Origin of the sequence: Kocuria sp. UBA1838 (assembly GCF_002338785.1) — a bacterium.
GTDB classification, from domain to species: domain Bacteria; phylum Actinomycetota; class Actinomycetes; order Actinomycetales; family Micrococcaceae; genus Kocuria; species Kocuria marina.
The window spans coordinates 68469-84744 of record NZ_DDIY01000013.1 but is presented as its reverse complement, the minus strand read 5'-3'; the positions used below and the strand labels follow the sequence as shown (position 1 = coordinate 84744).

Annotated in this window: 16 protein-coding genes, 1 tRNA gene and 1 pseudogene; 3 read left to right on the top strand and 15 right to left on the bottom strand. The window is 69.5% G+C overall.

All coding sequences use genetic code 11. The features are described from left to right. From B3I25_RS06625 to ybaK, 6 genes and pseudogenes are all read right to left on the bottom strand, one after another. On the bottom strand, nt 1-203 hold a 203-nt coding region (locus B3I25_RS06625), incomplete at its 3' end, for a hypothetical protein (RefSeq protein ID WP_286738377.1). Between the two features lie 33 nt (nt 204-236). Continuing rightward, on the bottom strand, nt 237-374 hold the full coding sequence (locus tag B3I25_RS06620) for a hypothetical protein (RefSeq protein ID WP_286738375.1): 138 nt from the start codon (nt 372-374) through the stop codon (nt 237-239). Nucleotides 375-395: 21 nt separating this feature from the next. Then, entirely contained in the window at nt 396-620 is a 225-nt protein-coding gene (locus B3I25_RS06615) for a hypothetical protein (protein ID WP_286738374.1), read from the bottom strand. A 2-nt stretch (nt 621-622) separates the two neighbouring features. After that, nucleotides 623-973: pseudogene (locus B3I25_RS06610) on the bottom strand (enoyl-CoA hydratase-related protein); the annotation flags it as partial. Between the two features lie 12 nt (nt 974-985). Then, nucleotides 986-1381 (bottom strand): hypothetical protein, encoded by a 396-nt coding sequence (locus B3I25_RS06605; RefSeq protein WP_286738373.1) that lies wholly within the window; start codon nt 1379-1381, stop codon nt 986-988. Nucleotides 1382-1467: 86 nt separating this feature from the next. After that, nucleotides 1468-1989 carry a Cys-tRNA(Pro) deacylase gene (gene ybaK / locus B3I25_RS06600; RefSeq protein ID WP_206399169.1) on the bottom strand — a complete coding sequence of 174 codons (522 nt, stop codon included), beginning with the start codon at nt 1987-1989 and terminating at the stop codon, nt 1468-1470. A gap of 334 nt (nt 1990-2323) precedes the next feature. Here ybaK and B3I25_RS06595 point away from each other — a divergent pair, with 334 nt between their 5' ends. Beyond that, on the top strand, nt 2324-3088 hold the full coding sequence (locus tag B3I25_RS06595) for a thioesterase II family protein (RefSeq protein ID WP_286738372.1): 765 nt from the start codon (nt 2324-2326) through the stop codon (nt 3086-3088). Beyond that, on the top strand, nt 3085-3867 hold the full coding sequence (locus tag B3I25_RS06590) for a 4'-phosphopantetheinyl transferase family protein (protein ID WP_286738370.1): 783 nt from the start codon (nt 3085-3087) through the stop codon (nt 3865-3867). The genes B3I25_RS06595 and B3I25_RS06590 overlap by 4 nt, the downstream gene beginning before the upstream one ends. A 43-nt stretch (nt 3868-3910) precedes the next feature. On the opposite strand, the gene B3I25_RS06585 is transcribed toward B3I25_RS06590, so the two are convergent. From B3I25_RS06585 to B3I25_RS06565, 5 genes are all read right to left on the bottom strand, one after another. Beyond that, nucleotides 3911-5344, bottom strand: a complete 1434-nt coding sequence (locus B3I25_RS06585; protein WP_286738369.1) for a DUF418 domain-containing protein — start codon at nt 5342-5344, stop codon at nt 3911-3913. Further along, nucleotides 5341-9444, bottom strand: coding sequence for a Pls/PosA family non-ribosomal peptide synthetase (locus B3I25_RS06580; protein WP_286738367.1), 4104 nt, complete (start codon nt 9442-9444; stop codon nt 5341-5343). The genes B3I25_RS06585 and B3I25_RS06580 overlap by 4 nt, the downstream gene beginning before the upstream one ends. 335 nt (nt 9445-9779) lie before the next feature. Further along, complete coding sequence (locus B3I25_RS06575) at nt 9780-10727, bottom strand: hypothetical protein (protein ID WP_286738366.1); 948 nt, start codon at nt 10725-10727, stop codon at nt 9780-9782. 127 nt (nt 10728-10854) lie between these two features. Then, nucleotides 10855-11802 (bottom strand): arsenic resistance protein, encoded by a 948-nt coding sequence (locus tag B3I25_RS06570; RefSeq protein ID WP_098054425.1) that lies wholly within the window; start codon nt 11800-11802, stop codon nt 10855-10857. Continuing rightward, complete coding sequence (locus B3I25_RS06565; RefSeq protein WP_286738365.1) at nt 11799-12458, bottom strand: TetR/AcrR family transcriptional regulator; 660 nt, start codon at nt 12456-12458, stop codon at nt 11799-11801. The genes B3I25_RS06570 and B3I25_RS06565 overlap by 4 nt, the downstream gene beginning before the upstream one ends. A gap of 674 nt (nt 12459-13132) precedes the next feature. Here B3I25_RS06565 and B3I25_RS06560 point away from each other — a divergent pair. After that, entirely contained in the window at nt 13133-14155 is a 1023-nt protein-coding gene (locus B3I25_RS06560) for an esterase-like activity of phytase family protein (protein ID WP_286738364.1), read from the top strand. Between the two features lie 100 nt (nt 14156-14255). Here B3I25_RS06560 and B3I25_RS06555 read toward each other — a convergent pair whose 3' ends face one another. The 4 genes from B3I25_RS06555 to B3I25_RS06540 form a co-directional block, all read right to left on the bottom strand. Continuing rightward, a complete protein-coding gene (locus B3I25_RS06555) occupies nt 14256-14636 on the bottom strand; it encodes an isochorismatase family protein (protein WP_286738363.1) in 381 nt (126 codons plus the stop codon). 474 nt (nt 14637-15110) lie between these two features. Beyond that, nucleotides 15111-15183 (bottom strand) — tRNA-Ala (locus tag B3I25_RS06550). A gap of 159 nt (nt 15184-15342) precedes the next feature. Then, nucleotides 15343-15753 carry a ribosome silencing factor gene (gene rsfS, locus B3I25_RS06545; RefSeq protein WP_064846159.1) on the bottom strand — a complete coding sequence of 137 codons (411 nt, stop codon included), beginning with the start codon at nt 15751-15753 and terminating at the stop codon, nt 15343-15345. Nucleotides 15754-15785: 32 nt separating this feature from the next. Further along, on the bottom strand, nt 15786-16276 hold a 491-nt coding region (locus B3I25_RS06540), incomplete at its 5' end, for a hypothetical protein (RefSeq protein WP_286738362.1).

Sequence of the window (16276 nt, the reverse complement as noted above, 5' to 3'; positions counted from 1 at the left end):
CGGCCCCCCCCCCCCCCCGCACGCAGATGCGGCAGGACATGGCGAGCCACAGTGAGCACCCCGAGCAGCTCCACGGTCACGATCTCGCGGGTCCACTCCTCAGTGACCTCGTGCAGCGGCTCGGCGATGGCCGCTCCGATGCCCTGTCCGGTGCCGGTCACGATCGCCACCCGTGCGGTGGTGTCGGTGTTGTGCTCGTTCATGGGAAATCCTCCTGGTCGTGCTGTCGATCCCGGTCAGGGGGCGTACCCGCGTCCGGCCGATTCGCGGGAAATGATGAGCTCCATGACCTGGGTGAATCCCGCGCCCCCGGGGCCGATCAGGTGCTCGCGCGGGACCAGGACGTCCTCGCAGCGCATCAGGCCGTGGCCCACCGCTTTGGTGCCGTTGATGACTCAACCGTCGTCAGTGCGCCGGGCCGTCATCCTCGGGTTGCCGGCGTCCGAGCCCGCGTGCGATTCGGAGAGGGCGATGCCCACGATGCCGAGCCCGCTCGTGATGAGCGGCACGTACTTCTCCGCCGTCTTGGGCGACGCCGACGACGCCGGGATCTGTCCCACGAGCGAACCCACCACCTGGACGTAGCCCGCGCTGAAGTCACCGCGGGCGATCTCCTCCACGATCAGTACGAACCCACCGTGGACCCGGACTGACCGAAGCGCGCGGTGCTCGAGGCGATCGTGAGATCGCACAGCACGTGCCGCACGTGCCCGCCACCGATCGCGAGTCCGTTGACCGCCGCGATCACCGGCTTGGGGATGTCACGGATGACCTTGTGCAGGTTCCCGATCTCGACCATCCCCGACGGCGACGGACCATAGTCGCCGGTCTCGGCGCGCTGCTTCACGTCCCCGCCCGCGCAGAAGGCCTTCTCGCCCGCACCGGTCAGGATGACGGATTGCACAGCCCGGTCCGCCCCGGCGAGCCGGAGTGCGGTGATGAGCTCGTACACCGTCTGCGACCGGAACGCGTTGTAGCGCTGGGGTCAGTTCATGGTGGTCACGGCCGCGGCGCCGCGGATCTCGTACAGGATGTCCTCGAACTCGTGCTCAGCGGTCATGACGCGTCTCCTCATCTCGGGTGGATTCCGGGGCGGATTCTCGGCTGGGTCCAGGAGCGGGCTCCTGGACGGATTCTGGGACGGCCCTCCGAGCGGACTTCCGGGCCTCCCCTGAGGCCGGTCCTCGGGCGCGACGGCGCTCACCCGCTCCACCGGGTCCTCGTCCGCCGCGGCCACAGCGGCCGGGACCCGTTCGGTGAGTTCGTCCAGCACCGCACCGGCCGCACGCAGCAGCTGGTTCCGGCGGGCCTCCTTGCGGGCGCGACGGGCCGCTCCCTTCGGGGCGAGGGCCGAGGTGTCGGTAAGTGAATCAGTATTCATCTCCCATAAATCTGGATCCACTTCATGGCGCGTCAAGGGTCGGAAGATGAAACCGTGCCCGTCACCGCGCGATCGCGGCGACCACCTCAGCGGGCGATCGCCGCAAACACCGCCCCGGTGAGCTCGGCCAGATCCCGCGGGGCCAGACCCACGTCCTGCCCGCGTCGGCCACCGGAGACGTACATCCGGTCCAACCGCCGAGCGCCGTCGTCGATCACCGTGGGCAAGTGGGTGCGCTGACCCAGAGGGCTCACTCCGCCGAGCACGTAGCCAGTCAGTCGCTGAACGTCCCCGGGATCCGCCAACCGGGCCTTCTTGGCACCCAGCGCGACGGCCACCGCTTTCAGGTCCGCACTCTGCGCCACAGGCACCACGCACACCCCGAAGCCATCGTGATCCGTCTGCACCACCAGGGTCTTGAACACGCACTGCGGCGGCAGCCCCAGCGCCTCGGCCGCTTCGCGCCCGTAGGCCGTGACGTGGGGATCGTGCTCGTAACCCATGGCCTCGAATTGCACGCCAGCGCGCTCGAGGGCGAGTGTGGCGGGCGTGGCCGATGCTCGTTGTGTCTTCTTCCCCACGGGTTCCTCCCATGCCGCGTCCGTCATGCACCCGGGTCACTTCCCGGATTGCGGGGGAGCACACCCAGCCGGGTTCGGTACTGTGGGACCACGTCCACACCACGGAAGGGCCGGCGCCCCCTACCTCGAGTCTAGGTCCTCCCGCAGCGCGGACGAAAAGTCCCCCCCCCACCGCAGCCTCTCCCCCGAACGCCTCGCAGTAAGACGCCCACTCGCAGCACCCCGGACCCGCACCGGAGCACCCGCCGCAACGCCCCACAGGGCCGCCCGGTGGAACAGTCCGGCACCGTACCGAGCGAGCGTCGCCCACGCGCGGCACCGGCGGCAGTCGGCACACTCAGGATTCAGGAGGTCCGGGAAGTTGGCTACGACCCCACCCCCCGCCACGGCCCTCGCCCAGTGGTTCTCCGGCCCGTTCACCCCGCAACGGCGCCTCGTCGTCTTTCCCCACGCCGGCGCCGGGGCACTGTCCGGCCGCGATCTGCAGGCCGCGGACACCGAGGTGCTCACCCACCGCCGTCCAGGCCGGGAATCACGTATGGCCGAACCCGCTGTCGTGGACGTCCCGGAGCTCGTCGCGGAAGCGCTTGCGGCGCTGCTGCCGATCCTCGACGCGGACGAGCGGCCCACGGTCGCGCTCGGTCACTCCTTCGGTGCGCTGCTCGCCGCCGAGTTCACCGCGGCCCTGGACCGCGAGCGCCCGGGTCGGCTCGAGCGCACGGTGCTCTCCGCCAAGGCCGCGCCCCCGGATCGCGATCCGCACCTCGCGTCGATCCTCGAGGACGACGCCGCTCTGGCCGCTTGGTTGCTCGAGCTCGGGGGCACCCCCGAGGAGCTGCTCACGGACCCTGATCTGCGTGAGCTCGTCCTGGCCCCGTTGCGCGCGGATCTTCGGGCGTCGTTGAGCTACGACGCCGCCCCGCCGGAGCTCGCCACGCCCCTGCTGCTCGTCCACGCACAGGAGGACCGCACGGCGTCGGCGGGGTCCATGGCGGGGTGGACGAGCACCGGGGGCACTGCCACACTCACGATCCCCGGGGGCCATCACGGGCTGTTCAATCACGCACGCGAGCTGCACGACGCGTTGCGGTCCGCTGTCGACGGCACGACGGGTGGCGCCCGATGAGCGCGCACGCGGTCGCGCACCGCCAGCCCGTGTGGGCAGCACAACGACGCCGCGTGCCCGGTGCACCGGCGGATCTCACGCTGCACGTCGTGCACCTCGAGGATGTCTCGTCCTGGGCGTTCTCCGCCGTGGACTGCCTCACGGAGGACGAACTGTCCCGGGCGTGTGCGCTGCAGGACTCCCACACCCGTGAACTGTTCGTGGTCTCACGCGTTGCTCTGCGCCACGTTCTGGCCCACCGACTCGGGTGCTCCGCCCACGAGGTCCCGATCAGCCACGACCCACGCACCGGGGCACCCCACGAGGTGCACGGTCGCGCGGCGGCGGTGACCGGGTCCCGCGGTGACGCCGGTCCCGAGCTCGCGGCGTCCTCCGCGCTGGGTCACGTTCGCCCCGTCCGGTTCTCGGTCTCGCGCACGGCCGGGGTCATCGCTCTCGTCACGGCCCAGCGTGCCGTGGGCGTGGACGTGGAGCGTCTGCAGTCCGAGGTGGAGGCGAACGTGCTGCTCGACATCCTGCACCCCGCGGACCGCGCCCGGCTTTCCCGCGTGCGCGGGCGGCGTCGTGCCGTGGCCGTGACGCGCACATGGGTGCGGGTGGAAGCGCTGGTGAAGGGCTGGCAGACGGGACTGTCCCGCGACCCCGCAAGCATCCACGTGGGATCGGCCGCACGCGCGGACTACGGCCGCGGGTGGAGCGTGAGCGACGTGCGCACCACGGCGCGGGAGAACGCGCGCCTGGCCGTGGCATGGCGAACGGACCCCGCCCCGCAGGGCTGAGGTCCGTTCATTCGTCATCCGCCCCGCGGGGCAGCGGCATCACTCAGTGGCGACGCCGCGGGGTCTCCGCACGACGCCGCGGGAGCGCCTTCTTGGGCCGGATCACCGCGGCCGCCGCGCTCTTGGACGCCCGGGTCACGAACCGCTCGAGCGGACCCGCCCCCACGGCGTGCTGCCACGCCACCGCGAACAGGGCGGCCACCACAATCTGGACGATGTACCAGAACCACGGGGTGCCGTCCGTCCACACGAACGCCATGAAGATCAGGTGCGACACGTAGAGCGTCAGCGTCATGGAGCCCATGGCACCCAGCCACGTGAGCCACTTGCCAATCACGCGGCACAGCAGCAGGAACGCGCCCAGTGCGATCATCGCCATGCCCGCGCTCTCGAACAGGGCGAGCGGGGTGTTGGTGTGCGGGCCCGTGAGCAGCAACCACAGGTTCGTGGTGTCCGGCAGCTGGGGGTCCGGGCCGTAGTACTGGATGTTCCACACGTCCTCGGACGTCATCCACAGGGTCGCATTGATCAACGCGTCCTCGAGGTCGAACCGCAGCAACATGAGCATGGAGATACCGCGAGACAGGGCCGCGACCACGGCGCCCACGATCACGAGCAGCACCTGCACCCGGTCGCGGGACAGGGGCAACCGGCCCAGCGCCAGCCCCAGGCAGATGAACGTCATCCAGGGCAGCGCCGGGTAGGTGCCCGTGAGGAACAGCTCCGCGAACACGGAGCCCGGGTCCGAGAAGATCTCCAAGAAGCTGGGGTTGCCGTACACGTGGGCGGGCAGCACCGACAGCGACCACTGCATCACGAACGGCATGACCACCGCGAAGAACGCGGCCGAGGCCAGCAGCCACCGCACACTCATGAGCGTGAACGGGATGGCCAGCAGGAACATCAGACCGTAGTAGATCAGGATGTTGTATACGGGCAGGTCGAGCAGGTTCACCGTGAGACCGATCGCGAACAGCAGCAGGGCACGCACCAGGATGGAGAACCGCGCCCGGGAGCCGTCACGACCGTGGCGCGGGGTGCGCCCCCCGGTCATGAATGCGAGGCTCACACCGGCGAGCGTGGCGAACAGCGCGGCCGAGTGCCCGGCGAACAGGGTCCATTCGAGGGACGGTTCCCCCGCGGCGTTCGCCGCGGGGAGCACGTGCACCGCGATCATCCCGATGAGCGCGAATCCACGCGCCACGTCCACGCCCATGATGCGGCGCTTGGTGCGGCGGCCGTCCGCGCTCGTCACGTTGCGGGTGGCCGCACCCTGACGCGGTGCGGACGTGGAACGCGGCGGTGCGGTGACCACCGGGGTCGCGGCGGTCCACAGACCGCTCTCCGCCGCGGTGCGGCCCTCGTCCCCGCGGTCGCCCAACCACACCTCTCGCGGTGGACGGCGCCCCGGTTGCGGGCGCTGTCCCACGGGCAGGTCACCCTCCAGGACGACTTCTTGCGTGCTCTGCTGCGTCATTCGGTGACTCCCTCGTGCTTACCGGAGGTCTTCCCCGCGGGGACGACGTCGGTGCGGACCGTGGCCATCGCGGACGATCCCGCGCTCAACTGCGGCGCCGGGGCGGCCCCGAGCAACGGTGCGGTGGACACATGGTCCGACTCGATCGCGGGCACGACCTCGGCGCTGACTGCCTGGTCCCCCGGTGCGAGGTGACGGATGGGGTTACCGCCCCAGTTGCCGTCCGAGGGCACCGTCTCCTGCCGCATGACCAGTGACCCGGGGGCCACGGTGGTGCGCTCCTCGATCGTCGCACCCGGCAGCACGAAGCTGTTGGGGCCCAGCGTGGATCCCCGCCGCATGGTCACGGGCTCCATCCGCATGACCCGGTCGTGGAACAAGTGGGTCTGCAGGACCGTGCCGCGGTTGACGGACACGTTGTCCTCGAGGCGCACGAGGTCGAACTCGGGCAGCCACCACGACTCGCACCACACGCCGCGACCGATGTGCGCACCCATCAGACGCGCCCACAGGTTGAACATGGGCGAGCCCACGCTCAGGCGGATCATGGACGGGACCGCGAGGGACTCGGCGAACACGTCCGTGAGTTCGTTGCGCCACACGAATGAGCTGAACAGCGGCCGTTCGCTGGGTCGGAAGCGGCCCACGAGGGCCCACTTGACGAGCACCGGCACCAGGCAGGCCACGGTACTGGCGACCGTGAGCACCACACCGGACCACGCGAACGCGGCCACCACACCCGTGGCGCCCATCCCGTGGGACATGTAGATCTCGGTGAGGACGTACACGATGATGAGGTCCAACCAGGCCGAGACCATGGCGGGCACGAAGCGGAAGAACTCCACGAACGCACGCGCCGCCTTGAGCCGCCGTTGCGGGCGGAACGTGGACTCGGCGTCGGCCTCGGTCTTGGCGCGGGCGATCGGCTCGGCCGTGCGACCCAGCCAGGACGAACCGGCGGGTGCGTGGTGCGGGGCGGAGCTGAGCACAGCCACGAGGGCGTCCGCGGGCAGGTCCCGGTCCGGTCCCACGATCCCGGAGTTGCCCACGAAGGTGCGCTCACCGATCACGGAGGTACCCACGTGCAACCATCCAAACCCGGCGCGGTGGGACGTGACCAGGGCGTGGTCGGCCAGGAAGGACCCGTCCTTGAGCGTGGTCAGGTGCGGGATGGTCTCCGCGGTGGAGATCTCCACGTTGCGCCCCACCTTGGCCCCCAGCAGGCGCATGAACCACGGAGTGATGCAGGACGCGTACACGGGGTAGGTGGAGATCAGGGTGCGCTGCATGAGCGTCTCGGTGAGCCACATGGCCCACCCCACGGGACCGTTCTGGGGGAAGTACCCCGGCACGATCATCCCGGCCACGAGGCGCACGAGCGCGACCACGAGCAACAACCACACCACCGCGGTCACGATGGTGAACACGGGGACCCACACCGCCACGATCGGGAAGACGACCTCGTACTGCTGGATGGTGATCACCTGGGACAGCACGATCAGCGCCCCGGGGATCAGGGCGAGGAAGGGCAACAACCCCACGAGCACGGCGCCCGCGGAGAACGCGAGGTGCGACGTCGCCGAACCCCAGGTCTTCATGCCGCCCGTGGCCTCCGGGGACTCCTCGGGCCACGTGAGGCCGGCCGAGCCGTGGTGGCGCAGAGGGGAACCGCCCCACAGCTCGCCGTCCGGGACGTTGCGGCTGACGTGCGAGCCGGGCAGCACCTCGGCGCCGTGGCCCACGCGCATCCCGGGATCCACGAGGGTGCGGGTGCCCACGCGGGCGTTGTCACCGATCTCGATGGCGCCCACGTGGAAGACGTCCCCGTCCAGCCAGTAGCCGGACAGATCCGATTCGAACTCCAGGGTGGAGTGCTCCCCCACGCTCACGAGACCCGTGACGGGCGGGGTGTTGTAGAGGTGTGCGCCCTTACCGATCTTGTTGCCGAACAACCGGTGCAGGCCGCGGGCCATGGGGGTGCCGGTGAGGACGTCGTACTTGTTGTAGACCACGATGCGCTCGGCGGCCCACACTCGCAGATGGTTCCAGCTCCCCCGCGGATAGTGCCCGGGTTTCAACCCCGCGGTCAGCGCGCGTACCGCGGCAGCACCGATGAACACGCGCCCCGGCAGGGAGAACATCACGAGCCACCCCAGGACGAGCGGCCACAACGGCGGCGTGGGGACCCAACCGGCGTCCGCGACCACGGCCAGCAGCCACACCACGATGAGCGCGCCCACCACGTAGCGGAACCCGTTCAGGAAGTTCAGGGCCAGGATGAACAGCCCCTGCAGCCAGCCGGTGCTCGCGGGGGTGGGCTCGGGGTCCCGCTTGACGTCGTGGGACTCTCCCAGCGTGGCCAGGTAACCGGCCATGCCCTCGAGGGTGGGGTGGGCGTAGATCTTGGCGATCTCGGTGTCCGGGTGGGTCTTGCGCAGCGCGGAGACCAACCGGGCGAGCGCCACGGAGCTGCCACCCATTGCGAAGAAATCGCTGTCCGGGCCGAACGGCAGCGGTCCGAGTTGGTCCGCCCACAGTTCCGCGAGCCACGCGAGGTCCCCGGTCAGGGACTCGGAGCCGTCGTCGTTGGACGTGGGCAGCGGCCAGGGAAGGGCCTTGCGGTCCACCTTGCCGGAGGTTTTCATGGGCAGTTCGTCCATGATGCACAGCGCGGGGACCATCTGCCCCGGGAGTCGTTCCACGAGCCAACGCCGCGCCTCGGAGAGATCCACGGAGCCCTCGAACTCGGGGACCAGGTAACCCGCGATCACGCTGCCACCGCCCGGGGTGGAGTGCACGGCGCACGCGCCGAGCTTCACGCCGGGCACGGCGCTCATCTGCGTGTCGATCTCACCGAGTTCGATGCGCCGCCCCGAGACCTTGACCTGGTCATCGGCACGGCCCGCAAAGACGATGCCCTCGGGGTCCGCGCGCACGACGTCGCCCGAGCGGTACGCGCGGTCCCAGCCCAGGGATTCCAGCGGCGCGTACTTCTCGGCGTCCTTGGCGGGGTCCAGGTAGCGGCCCAGACCCACGCCGCCGATGATCAGCTCGCCGGTCTCACCCCAGCCCACGGGCTGGCCGTCGGCGTCCACGACGGCGAGTTCCCACCCGGGCACGGCCAGACCGATGCGCACTGGGGCCTCCCCGTTGAGCAGGGCGCCCGTGGCGATGACGGTGGCCTCGGTGGGTCCGTAGGTGTTCCACACCTCACGGCCCGGGCGCACCAGGTGCTTGGTCAGTTCCAGGGGGCAGGCCTCGCCGCCGAAGATCAGCAGGCGCACCCGGTCCAGTGCGGCATTGGGCCACAGGGATGCGAGCGTGGGCACGGTGGAGACCGCGGTGATCTCCTTGTCCACGATCCACTGGCCCAGGTCCGGGCCGGAGCGCACGATCTTGCGCGGTGCGGGCACCAGGGTGGCACCGTGGCGCCACGCGAGCCACATCTCCTCGCAGGACGCGTCGAAAGCCACGGACAGTCCCGCCATCACGCGGTCACCGGGACCGAGCGGGCGGCGCTGCAGGTACATGAGGGCCTCGGCGTCCACGAGTGCCGCGGCGGAGCGGTGGGAGATCGCCACGCCCTTGGGCTTACCGGTGGACCCGGAGGTGAAGATGATCCAGGCGTCGTCGCGGGTACGCGGGGTGGCGGTCTGCTCACCCGTGGTCACGGCCGGGTTGCGGGTCAGTTCGAGCCCCTGACCGAACACGGCGGCCACGCCGGCTTCCTCCCACACGGTGCGCGCGCGTTCATCGGGGTCGTCCCAGTCCACGGGCACGTAGGCCGCGCCGGCGAACAGGGTGGCCAGGATGGCAACGTACAGGTCCACGCCGCCGGAGGGCACACGCACGCCCACACGGTCCCCGCGTCCGATGCCCATGTCCCACAACCGCTGGACGTGGGTCTCGATCCGGTCCTCGAGTTCCCCGTAGGGAACGCTCTCGTTCTCGTCCTCCAAGGCGATGGCGTCCGGGTATTGCGCGACCGTCTCGAGGACGATGTCGACGAGGGTGCGCGGTGCCGGTGGTTCCTCCACCGGGTACACGGCCCTGTCCGGCGCGAGCGCTCGGACTCCGCTCCTAAGATCTTGGCTGTCCACTGCTAGTACTCTCCCCCTTGCTAAGGACCGGTGGTGCAGGGAGATGCGGACGTCGTCCTCGGTCGAGGCGCGGTGCTGCAAACGTATGGATCATGCCGATGGGTCCCCCGACCGATACGGCAGCGTGACATCCGGAAGATGCGCAATGGCGTCCAGCGAAAATATCCCCCTGCTGGCCCAGATTACGTCGCCAGAATACGACAAGCATGAACTTGGATGCAATGTACGGTGTCGGTCCCGGCATCACCCAGGTGGGGATGTCATGCTGAAGAATTACTCAACGTGACCCACCCCACGGACTTCCCCCCGTGTGCCCGTGAATCGTGTTCCGTAGATCACGTGGAGGGCGTGGGTTCGTCCGCCGCGAGCAGTTCGTCCAGGATCTCGGCGTCCGGCATGTTGAAGTGGTCGCGGTGCGGCATCAGTTCCAGGCGGGTGCGCGTGAAGCCGCGCTTCTCGTAGAAGCGCTGACCCTCCGTGGCCGCCGTGACGGCGTCGAAATCGGACGCGGGATCTGAGCCGTTGTCCAGCAGACCCGTGAACCACCACATGCGCACCTCGGCCTTCTCCTGGCGGGTCGGGACCTTCGACAGCCCGTCCGGCGCGCCACCACCGCCCACCATGGCCGCACCGCCGGTCACGAGGTCCCGGGCACCGCTGAGCACCCCGTAGCTGAGCATCTCCGCGCCACCCGAGTACCCGAACCACGACACCCGGTCCCGTTGCACCGGGAGGTCCGCGAGCAGCCGGTTCTCGGTCAAAGCGCGCAACCAGCGCATGTTGGCGCCCATCCCCTGCCACCACGTGCACTCGCCCTGGCAGTCGGGTGTGAGGGGCACGGCCAACAGGTCGTTGTGGGAGGCCGCGATCGCGGACAGGCACGTGGTGCGCCCACCCGGTTCGAAGTACTCCGCCCCGCCGTCCCCGTGCAGGTCGATCACGAGCCCCACGGGCTTGGAGACGTCCACCCCGCCGTCGATCACGTGGTAGGAACTCGTGGTCCCGCGGTACGTGTAGGTCTGCTCCAGGTGGCCGAGCGCCCCGGCTTGGGTCTGGTCCTGGGTGGTCGGCTGCGTGGCCAGGGTCACCGTGTGAGGGAAGGCTCGGGAGTCGTCCGCGCGCAGCCCGTACTGGGTGCAGTCGGTCGTGGGCGGTTCCGCGGACTTGAACGGGTTCACACTGATGAGGACCACGGCCGCCACCAGCACCAGCAGCAGGACCAGCACCAGAACGACACGCCACGAGGCATGTCTCGCGCCCGTCCTCGTGGGACTGGTAGGCATGGCCGGAATCGTACCCCCGCGGGCTGGGAGTTCTCGACCTTCCACCCCGCGATACCCCTGTGGCGTGAGACGACGTCGCTCGGCCGGGTCCGCGCGACGCCCCGGCGCCGCGGCGTCGTCGTCCGCTTCAGCGCACCAGACGGGGCACGAGGCCGACGAGTGCGAGCATGACGAGCAGCTCCACGAGGGTCTGCGTGAGTACGGCGAGCGGCGCGAGGACCGTGCCGTCCGGCGCCGCGAGGGCGAGCGGCAGCACCACCAGGGAGTTGCGCGTGACCCCGCTGAAGAGCACCGCGCGGCGCTCGCGGACGCGCAGGCCGGCAAGGCGACCGGCCGCCCAGCCGAGCGCCGTCATGAGCGCTGCGAAGCTCACGTAGACGGGTACGAGCGGCAGCAGCGCTTGCGCGCGTGAACCCACGAGGGCGATCTGGGACGCGACCACGGTCGCGAGGGTGAGCATCATGAGCGGGACCATGGCACCACCGGCGAGCCGGCCCCACCGCCGGGCCACCGGGGACCGCGCTGCGGCCCACTGGGTCACTGCCGCAGCCACCAGAGGGATGACGATCACCACCGCGAGGGCCTGGGCGAACGTCCCCCAGTGCACGGCCACGGCGACGTCGGATGCCAGGAACGACCACAAATACAGGGGCAGGGTCAGCATCTGCAGGACGAGCAGCACGGGGGACGCCGCGAGCAACCGGTCGTTCGCGGCGCCCGCGAGGCCCGAGAACACGATCACGTAGTCGATGCACGGGGTGAGCAGGACCAGTAGCACCCCGATCAGCATCGGGCCCTCGATGGAGAATGCGCGGATGAGCGCGAACACGATGACCGGGACGACCGCGAAGTTGACGATCACCAGGCACGCCATGAAGCGCAGGTCGCGCAGACCTTCGCCCACGCGGCGCAGCGGGATACCCAGGAACGTCACGTACAGCAGGGCCGCGAGCACCGGGGGCACCGCGGGGGCGGCGAGGCCACCGAGGCCCGGGGCCCACCAGCCGGCGAGCGCGCCCACCGCGAGCGCTGCGAGGTAGAGGGGTATCTGGAACCGCTCCATGAACCGGGTCATCGGGGCCCCTGCCGCGCGCCACCATGTCCGGCGCCGTCGGTGTCGTCCCGTGTCAGCGCGGTTCCGGTCAGGGCCGTGAGTCCCGACCGGAAGACGGCGTCGGTGTCCACGGGGTGCTCGGCGTGCAGGCGGGCATAGCGCGGCGCGATCTCCGCATCGACCGGGGCGGCGCGCTCGGAAGGGGCCATCGGCTGTGTCAGAGCGCTGCCGAGCGTGAAGCTGGCGAGTGTGTACGCAGCACTGAGGGGATCGGGCGCACCGAGCTCGTCCAGGAGAGCGATCATCCGCTCCGACAAGCGGAGGTAGTGGGGTCCCCTGGGAGCACGCATCCCGATTACCAGGCACGCCCACCCGTGGCGCGTGAGGTGCGCGTGATAGGCGAGCATCAGGTCCGTGAGCTCGCAGGTGTCCACCGCGTGTCGCATGGCGGGGTCGGCGCCGAGCGCGTGGTCGAGCCCGAGGTCGAACAGGTCGTCCACGGACGACACGCGCGAGTACAGGCTCGCCGGCGCCACGTTCAACCGACCGGCCACGGCGCGGACCGTCAGGGCCCGGAGCCCGCCCGCATCCAGCAGAGCGGCGGCGGTTCGGCCGATCTCGTCCGCGTCCACGGCGCGGGTGCGGTGCACCGGTTTGCGATGGTCCCAGTAACTCACGGGGTCAGCGTAAACGAACACTGTTCACCCGGCACGCGAACTAAGTAGTTTAAGGACATGCCTGACGATTCTGGGCTGTCCCTGCCCCTCGTCACCGAACGGCTCCGGCTACGCGCCCATACCCCCGGCGACGCCCCGTGACATGCCCGGGTCCATCTCAGGCCTGCCCCTGCCCGGTTTCTGGCCAGCCCGGACGGGTTCGATCGACGTTCGCTGTCGACGGCCGTGCCGCGCGGCGCCCGGCCATCCCGGACATACCGGGGCCCGACGTCGCGCAGAGACGTTCACCGGTCGGTCACCTCGCGGTCTCCGGACGCTCGTAGGGTCTGCGGCACACCCGCCGCCGACCCGCGCGGGTCAGACCGAGGAGTACCGCCATGCACCGATCACTCGTCCCTGCGGCCGCGATCACCGTGGGGTTCGGCCTATTCACCGCGGGACCGGCCGCGGCCGCGGCGCCGGCGGTGAACACCGGCTCCGCCGTCCAGGTCCCCATGGGAGGGCATGACCGCTCTCCCGCACCGGGCACCCACCCGCACGAGGGTAAAGCCAACACGCAGGGACACCGTGTACGCGAGCACCGGGGAGATCAGGGGGCCCATCACGATCGGCACCGTCGCCACGGGAAAAAGCACCGCCCGGGGCGAGGGCATCACAAGGGGCACGCCTTCGAGGTGAGCTACGTGGACAGCATGGTCTTGCCGGACGAGTTGCGCAGCGTGAACGGCGTGCCTTTCGGCGGGATCTCCGGGGTGGACTATCGCTCCGAGGACGGTTCCTATCTGGCCCTCAGCGACGACCGTTCCCAGAAAGCACCCGCCAGGTTCTACACCCTGGACCTACCCTTCGACGATGATGGCTTCGATGCACCGGGGTACTCCGTCACGGACACCACGGTGCTCCAGCACGCAGATGGCTCCCCGTACCCGGAGAACTCCGTGGATCCGGAGTCCATCCGATGGGACCGCACCTCGCACACGGCTCTCTGGACGGACGAGGGAGACGTGACCAAGGGACTCGCCCCGGCCATTCGGGAGATGACCGACACAGGGGCGTTCGTTCGCGCGTTCGACGTGCCTCGGCAGTACCTCCCAGCGTTGGACCAGAGCGGCAATCAGATCCGGGGCGTTCGCAACAACCTCGCGCTGGAGAATCTGACCCTGGGGCCGTGCGGCACCACGTTCTCCGTGATGAACGAGGCAACCCTGGTCCAGGACGGCCCGGTCGCCTCACCCGAGACCGGGAGCCCGCTGCGCCTGGCCCAGCTCGACCGGCGGACCGGTCACAACCTGGCCCAGTACGTCTACAAGACCGAGCCGGTGTCCGTCCCGCGGGGTTCGAGTGGCGGCGACCGCGGCGCTTCCGAGATGCTGCAATTGAGCAAGACCGATTATCTGGTGATCGAGCGTCAGTACGTCGAGGGTGAGAACCAGATCCAGGTCTACCGGGCCAGCACCAAGGGCGCCACCGATGTGTCCCGTTCGGCGGCCCTCACGGGTACGGAAATCCCGATGAAGAAGGAACTGGTCATCGACCTGGTCGTATCGGGGATGTCCCCCGGGAACGTGGAGGCCGTGAGTTTCGGTCCGGATTTCGCGGACGGTGACACATCCCTCGTGCTCGCGGCGGACGACAACTTCAACCTGGCCACCCAGGACACGGTGTTCCACCTGCTCCGGGTGAGCACCCACGAATAGACGGGGAGGGTGGGTGGGGTCCACGGTGGACCCCACCCACCCTCGCTCCCATCACGCCGCGGCCCGTGAAACAGGCCGATGCGCCACGAGGCGCGTTCGCTCAGTCGCGCTCAGAATCCAATGGCTCACCCGTGCGCTCGACCTCCTGGGCCTTCTGGTGGGACTCCGCGGGCAGCTGGTAACCCTCGGCCACCGCCGAGAGTGCGGGGAACGCCATACACACGGTGGTCAGCGTGCCCGCGATGATGAACTGCTTCTTCCCCGTGGTCTTGACCGCCTCCACGAAGTCCACGCAGTCCCATGCGTTGACCTCACCCTTGCGGGGCACGTACACGGTCTGCGGGGCATGTTTCTGGATCTCCGGGATGAGCGGGCCGTTGGGGCCCTCCGGGACGGAGGCGGTGGCGACCACGGGCATCCCCGTTCTACCGGCCACCTTGGCCAGGACGGTCGCATTACAACGCAGGTCCGGGACGCTCAAACCCCGACGACCTGGAACAGGCCGCTCTGGTGGTCCACCAGCAGTAGAGCGACGTCCTCGGAATCGATCATCGGAAGGGAACCGTGAAAGGTGGGAAGGGCGGGGAAATCCGTTGACATGGTGTTCTCGTGTCGCATTCCGGGGACCCGACGATGGGCCACCCCCAGCGTAGAGAGGGGCATATCTTCTTGCCCATGATGTGACGACCGCCCGGACACAATTTCCCCGTGTAGAGCGTGAGAAAGGCCACGGAATACATCTGTGGTGCGATACGCACGCCCAGGACCCGGAACCATGTCTTTTCGGCACATATGTGTATCCGGCGTGTGGGGCGTCCACGCCACGGACGCGGAGGCCCCTCCTGGACCCTCGACCGACAACCACACCCGGCACAACAAACCCACCCGGACAGCGAAAAACCCGGACCCTCTTTCGAGGATCCGGGTTTCTCCGCCCGTGCGACAGGCCATTCGGTGGAGCTAAGGGGACTCGAACCCCTGACCCCCTGCATGCCATGCAGGTGCGCTACCAGCTGCGCCATAGCCCCGTACGACTCCGAAACCCTACCACGCTTCGGCCTGCCACGTTCACCCGGGATTCACTCCCGAACAACTTCGTGGGACCGTCGCGTTTCCAGTTCCCCGGAACGACTCGACCATCCTAGACAATTTGCGCGAACTCGCGCAAATTGCCCGGCGGCGCGAGCTCAGACCGCGCGGGGAGCGGCGTCGTCGTCGATGTCCGCGGAGCCAGCCGATGGCAACTGGACGTCGATCGCCGGGCAGTCGCCCCACAGCCGTTCGAGGGCGTAGAAGGCACGGTCCTCGTCGTGGAGCACGTGGATCACGGCGTCCCCGTAGTCCAGGAGCACCCAGCGGCCCTCCCCCTTGCCCTCACGGCGCAGGGGCCGGCGGTCGTGCTGCTCGATGAGCGCTTCCTCCACGGCGTCCACCACGGCGGAGACCAGACGTTCGTTGGACGCGGAGGTCACCATGAAGACGTCCGTGATGGCGAGGCTCTCGCTGACGTCGAACGCGACGACGTTCTCGGCCTTCTTCTGGTCCGCGGCGCGCGCGGCGCTGCGCACGAGGTCGATGGATTCGGTGGTTGCAGTCACTGAAGTGTGCTGTCCTTTCGCATGGGTCGGTTTCACAGAACGAAGATCACGAGGGCCACCACGAGCGCCACGATCACGGCCACGAGTAGCGCGAGCACCACTCGGGTCGTGGACGTCCCGCGGGAATACGCCCCGGGTTCCAGCAGGGTCAGTCCCTCGGCGTCCACCGCGCGCACCGGCTCGGCGGGAGGAGCCACGGTCTCGGACCGCGTTTCGGGGGTCGACGACGCCGCTCCCGCTGCGGCCTCGTGCGTCCCCTCGGGTGTGTGGTCCCGGTGCGGGGCCTGGATCACGGGGATCCGGGAGGTCTCGGTGACCGGTCCGTAGCGCACGGGTGAGGCCGGGAGGGACGCGGGGTCCGCGAGACTCTTCCCCAGGCTCACCCCCGTCGCCTGGGTCATCAGGGCCGGCGGGAAGGTGATGGTGAAGTACTCCGGCTCCGGCTCGTCGTGCACGGGCTGCGGCGGGGTGACCGGCGCCTGGCCGATCCCGGGTGCGGCGGGAGCGTGACCCGACGACACGG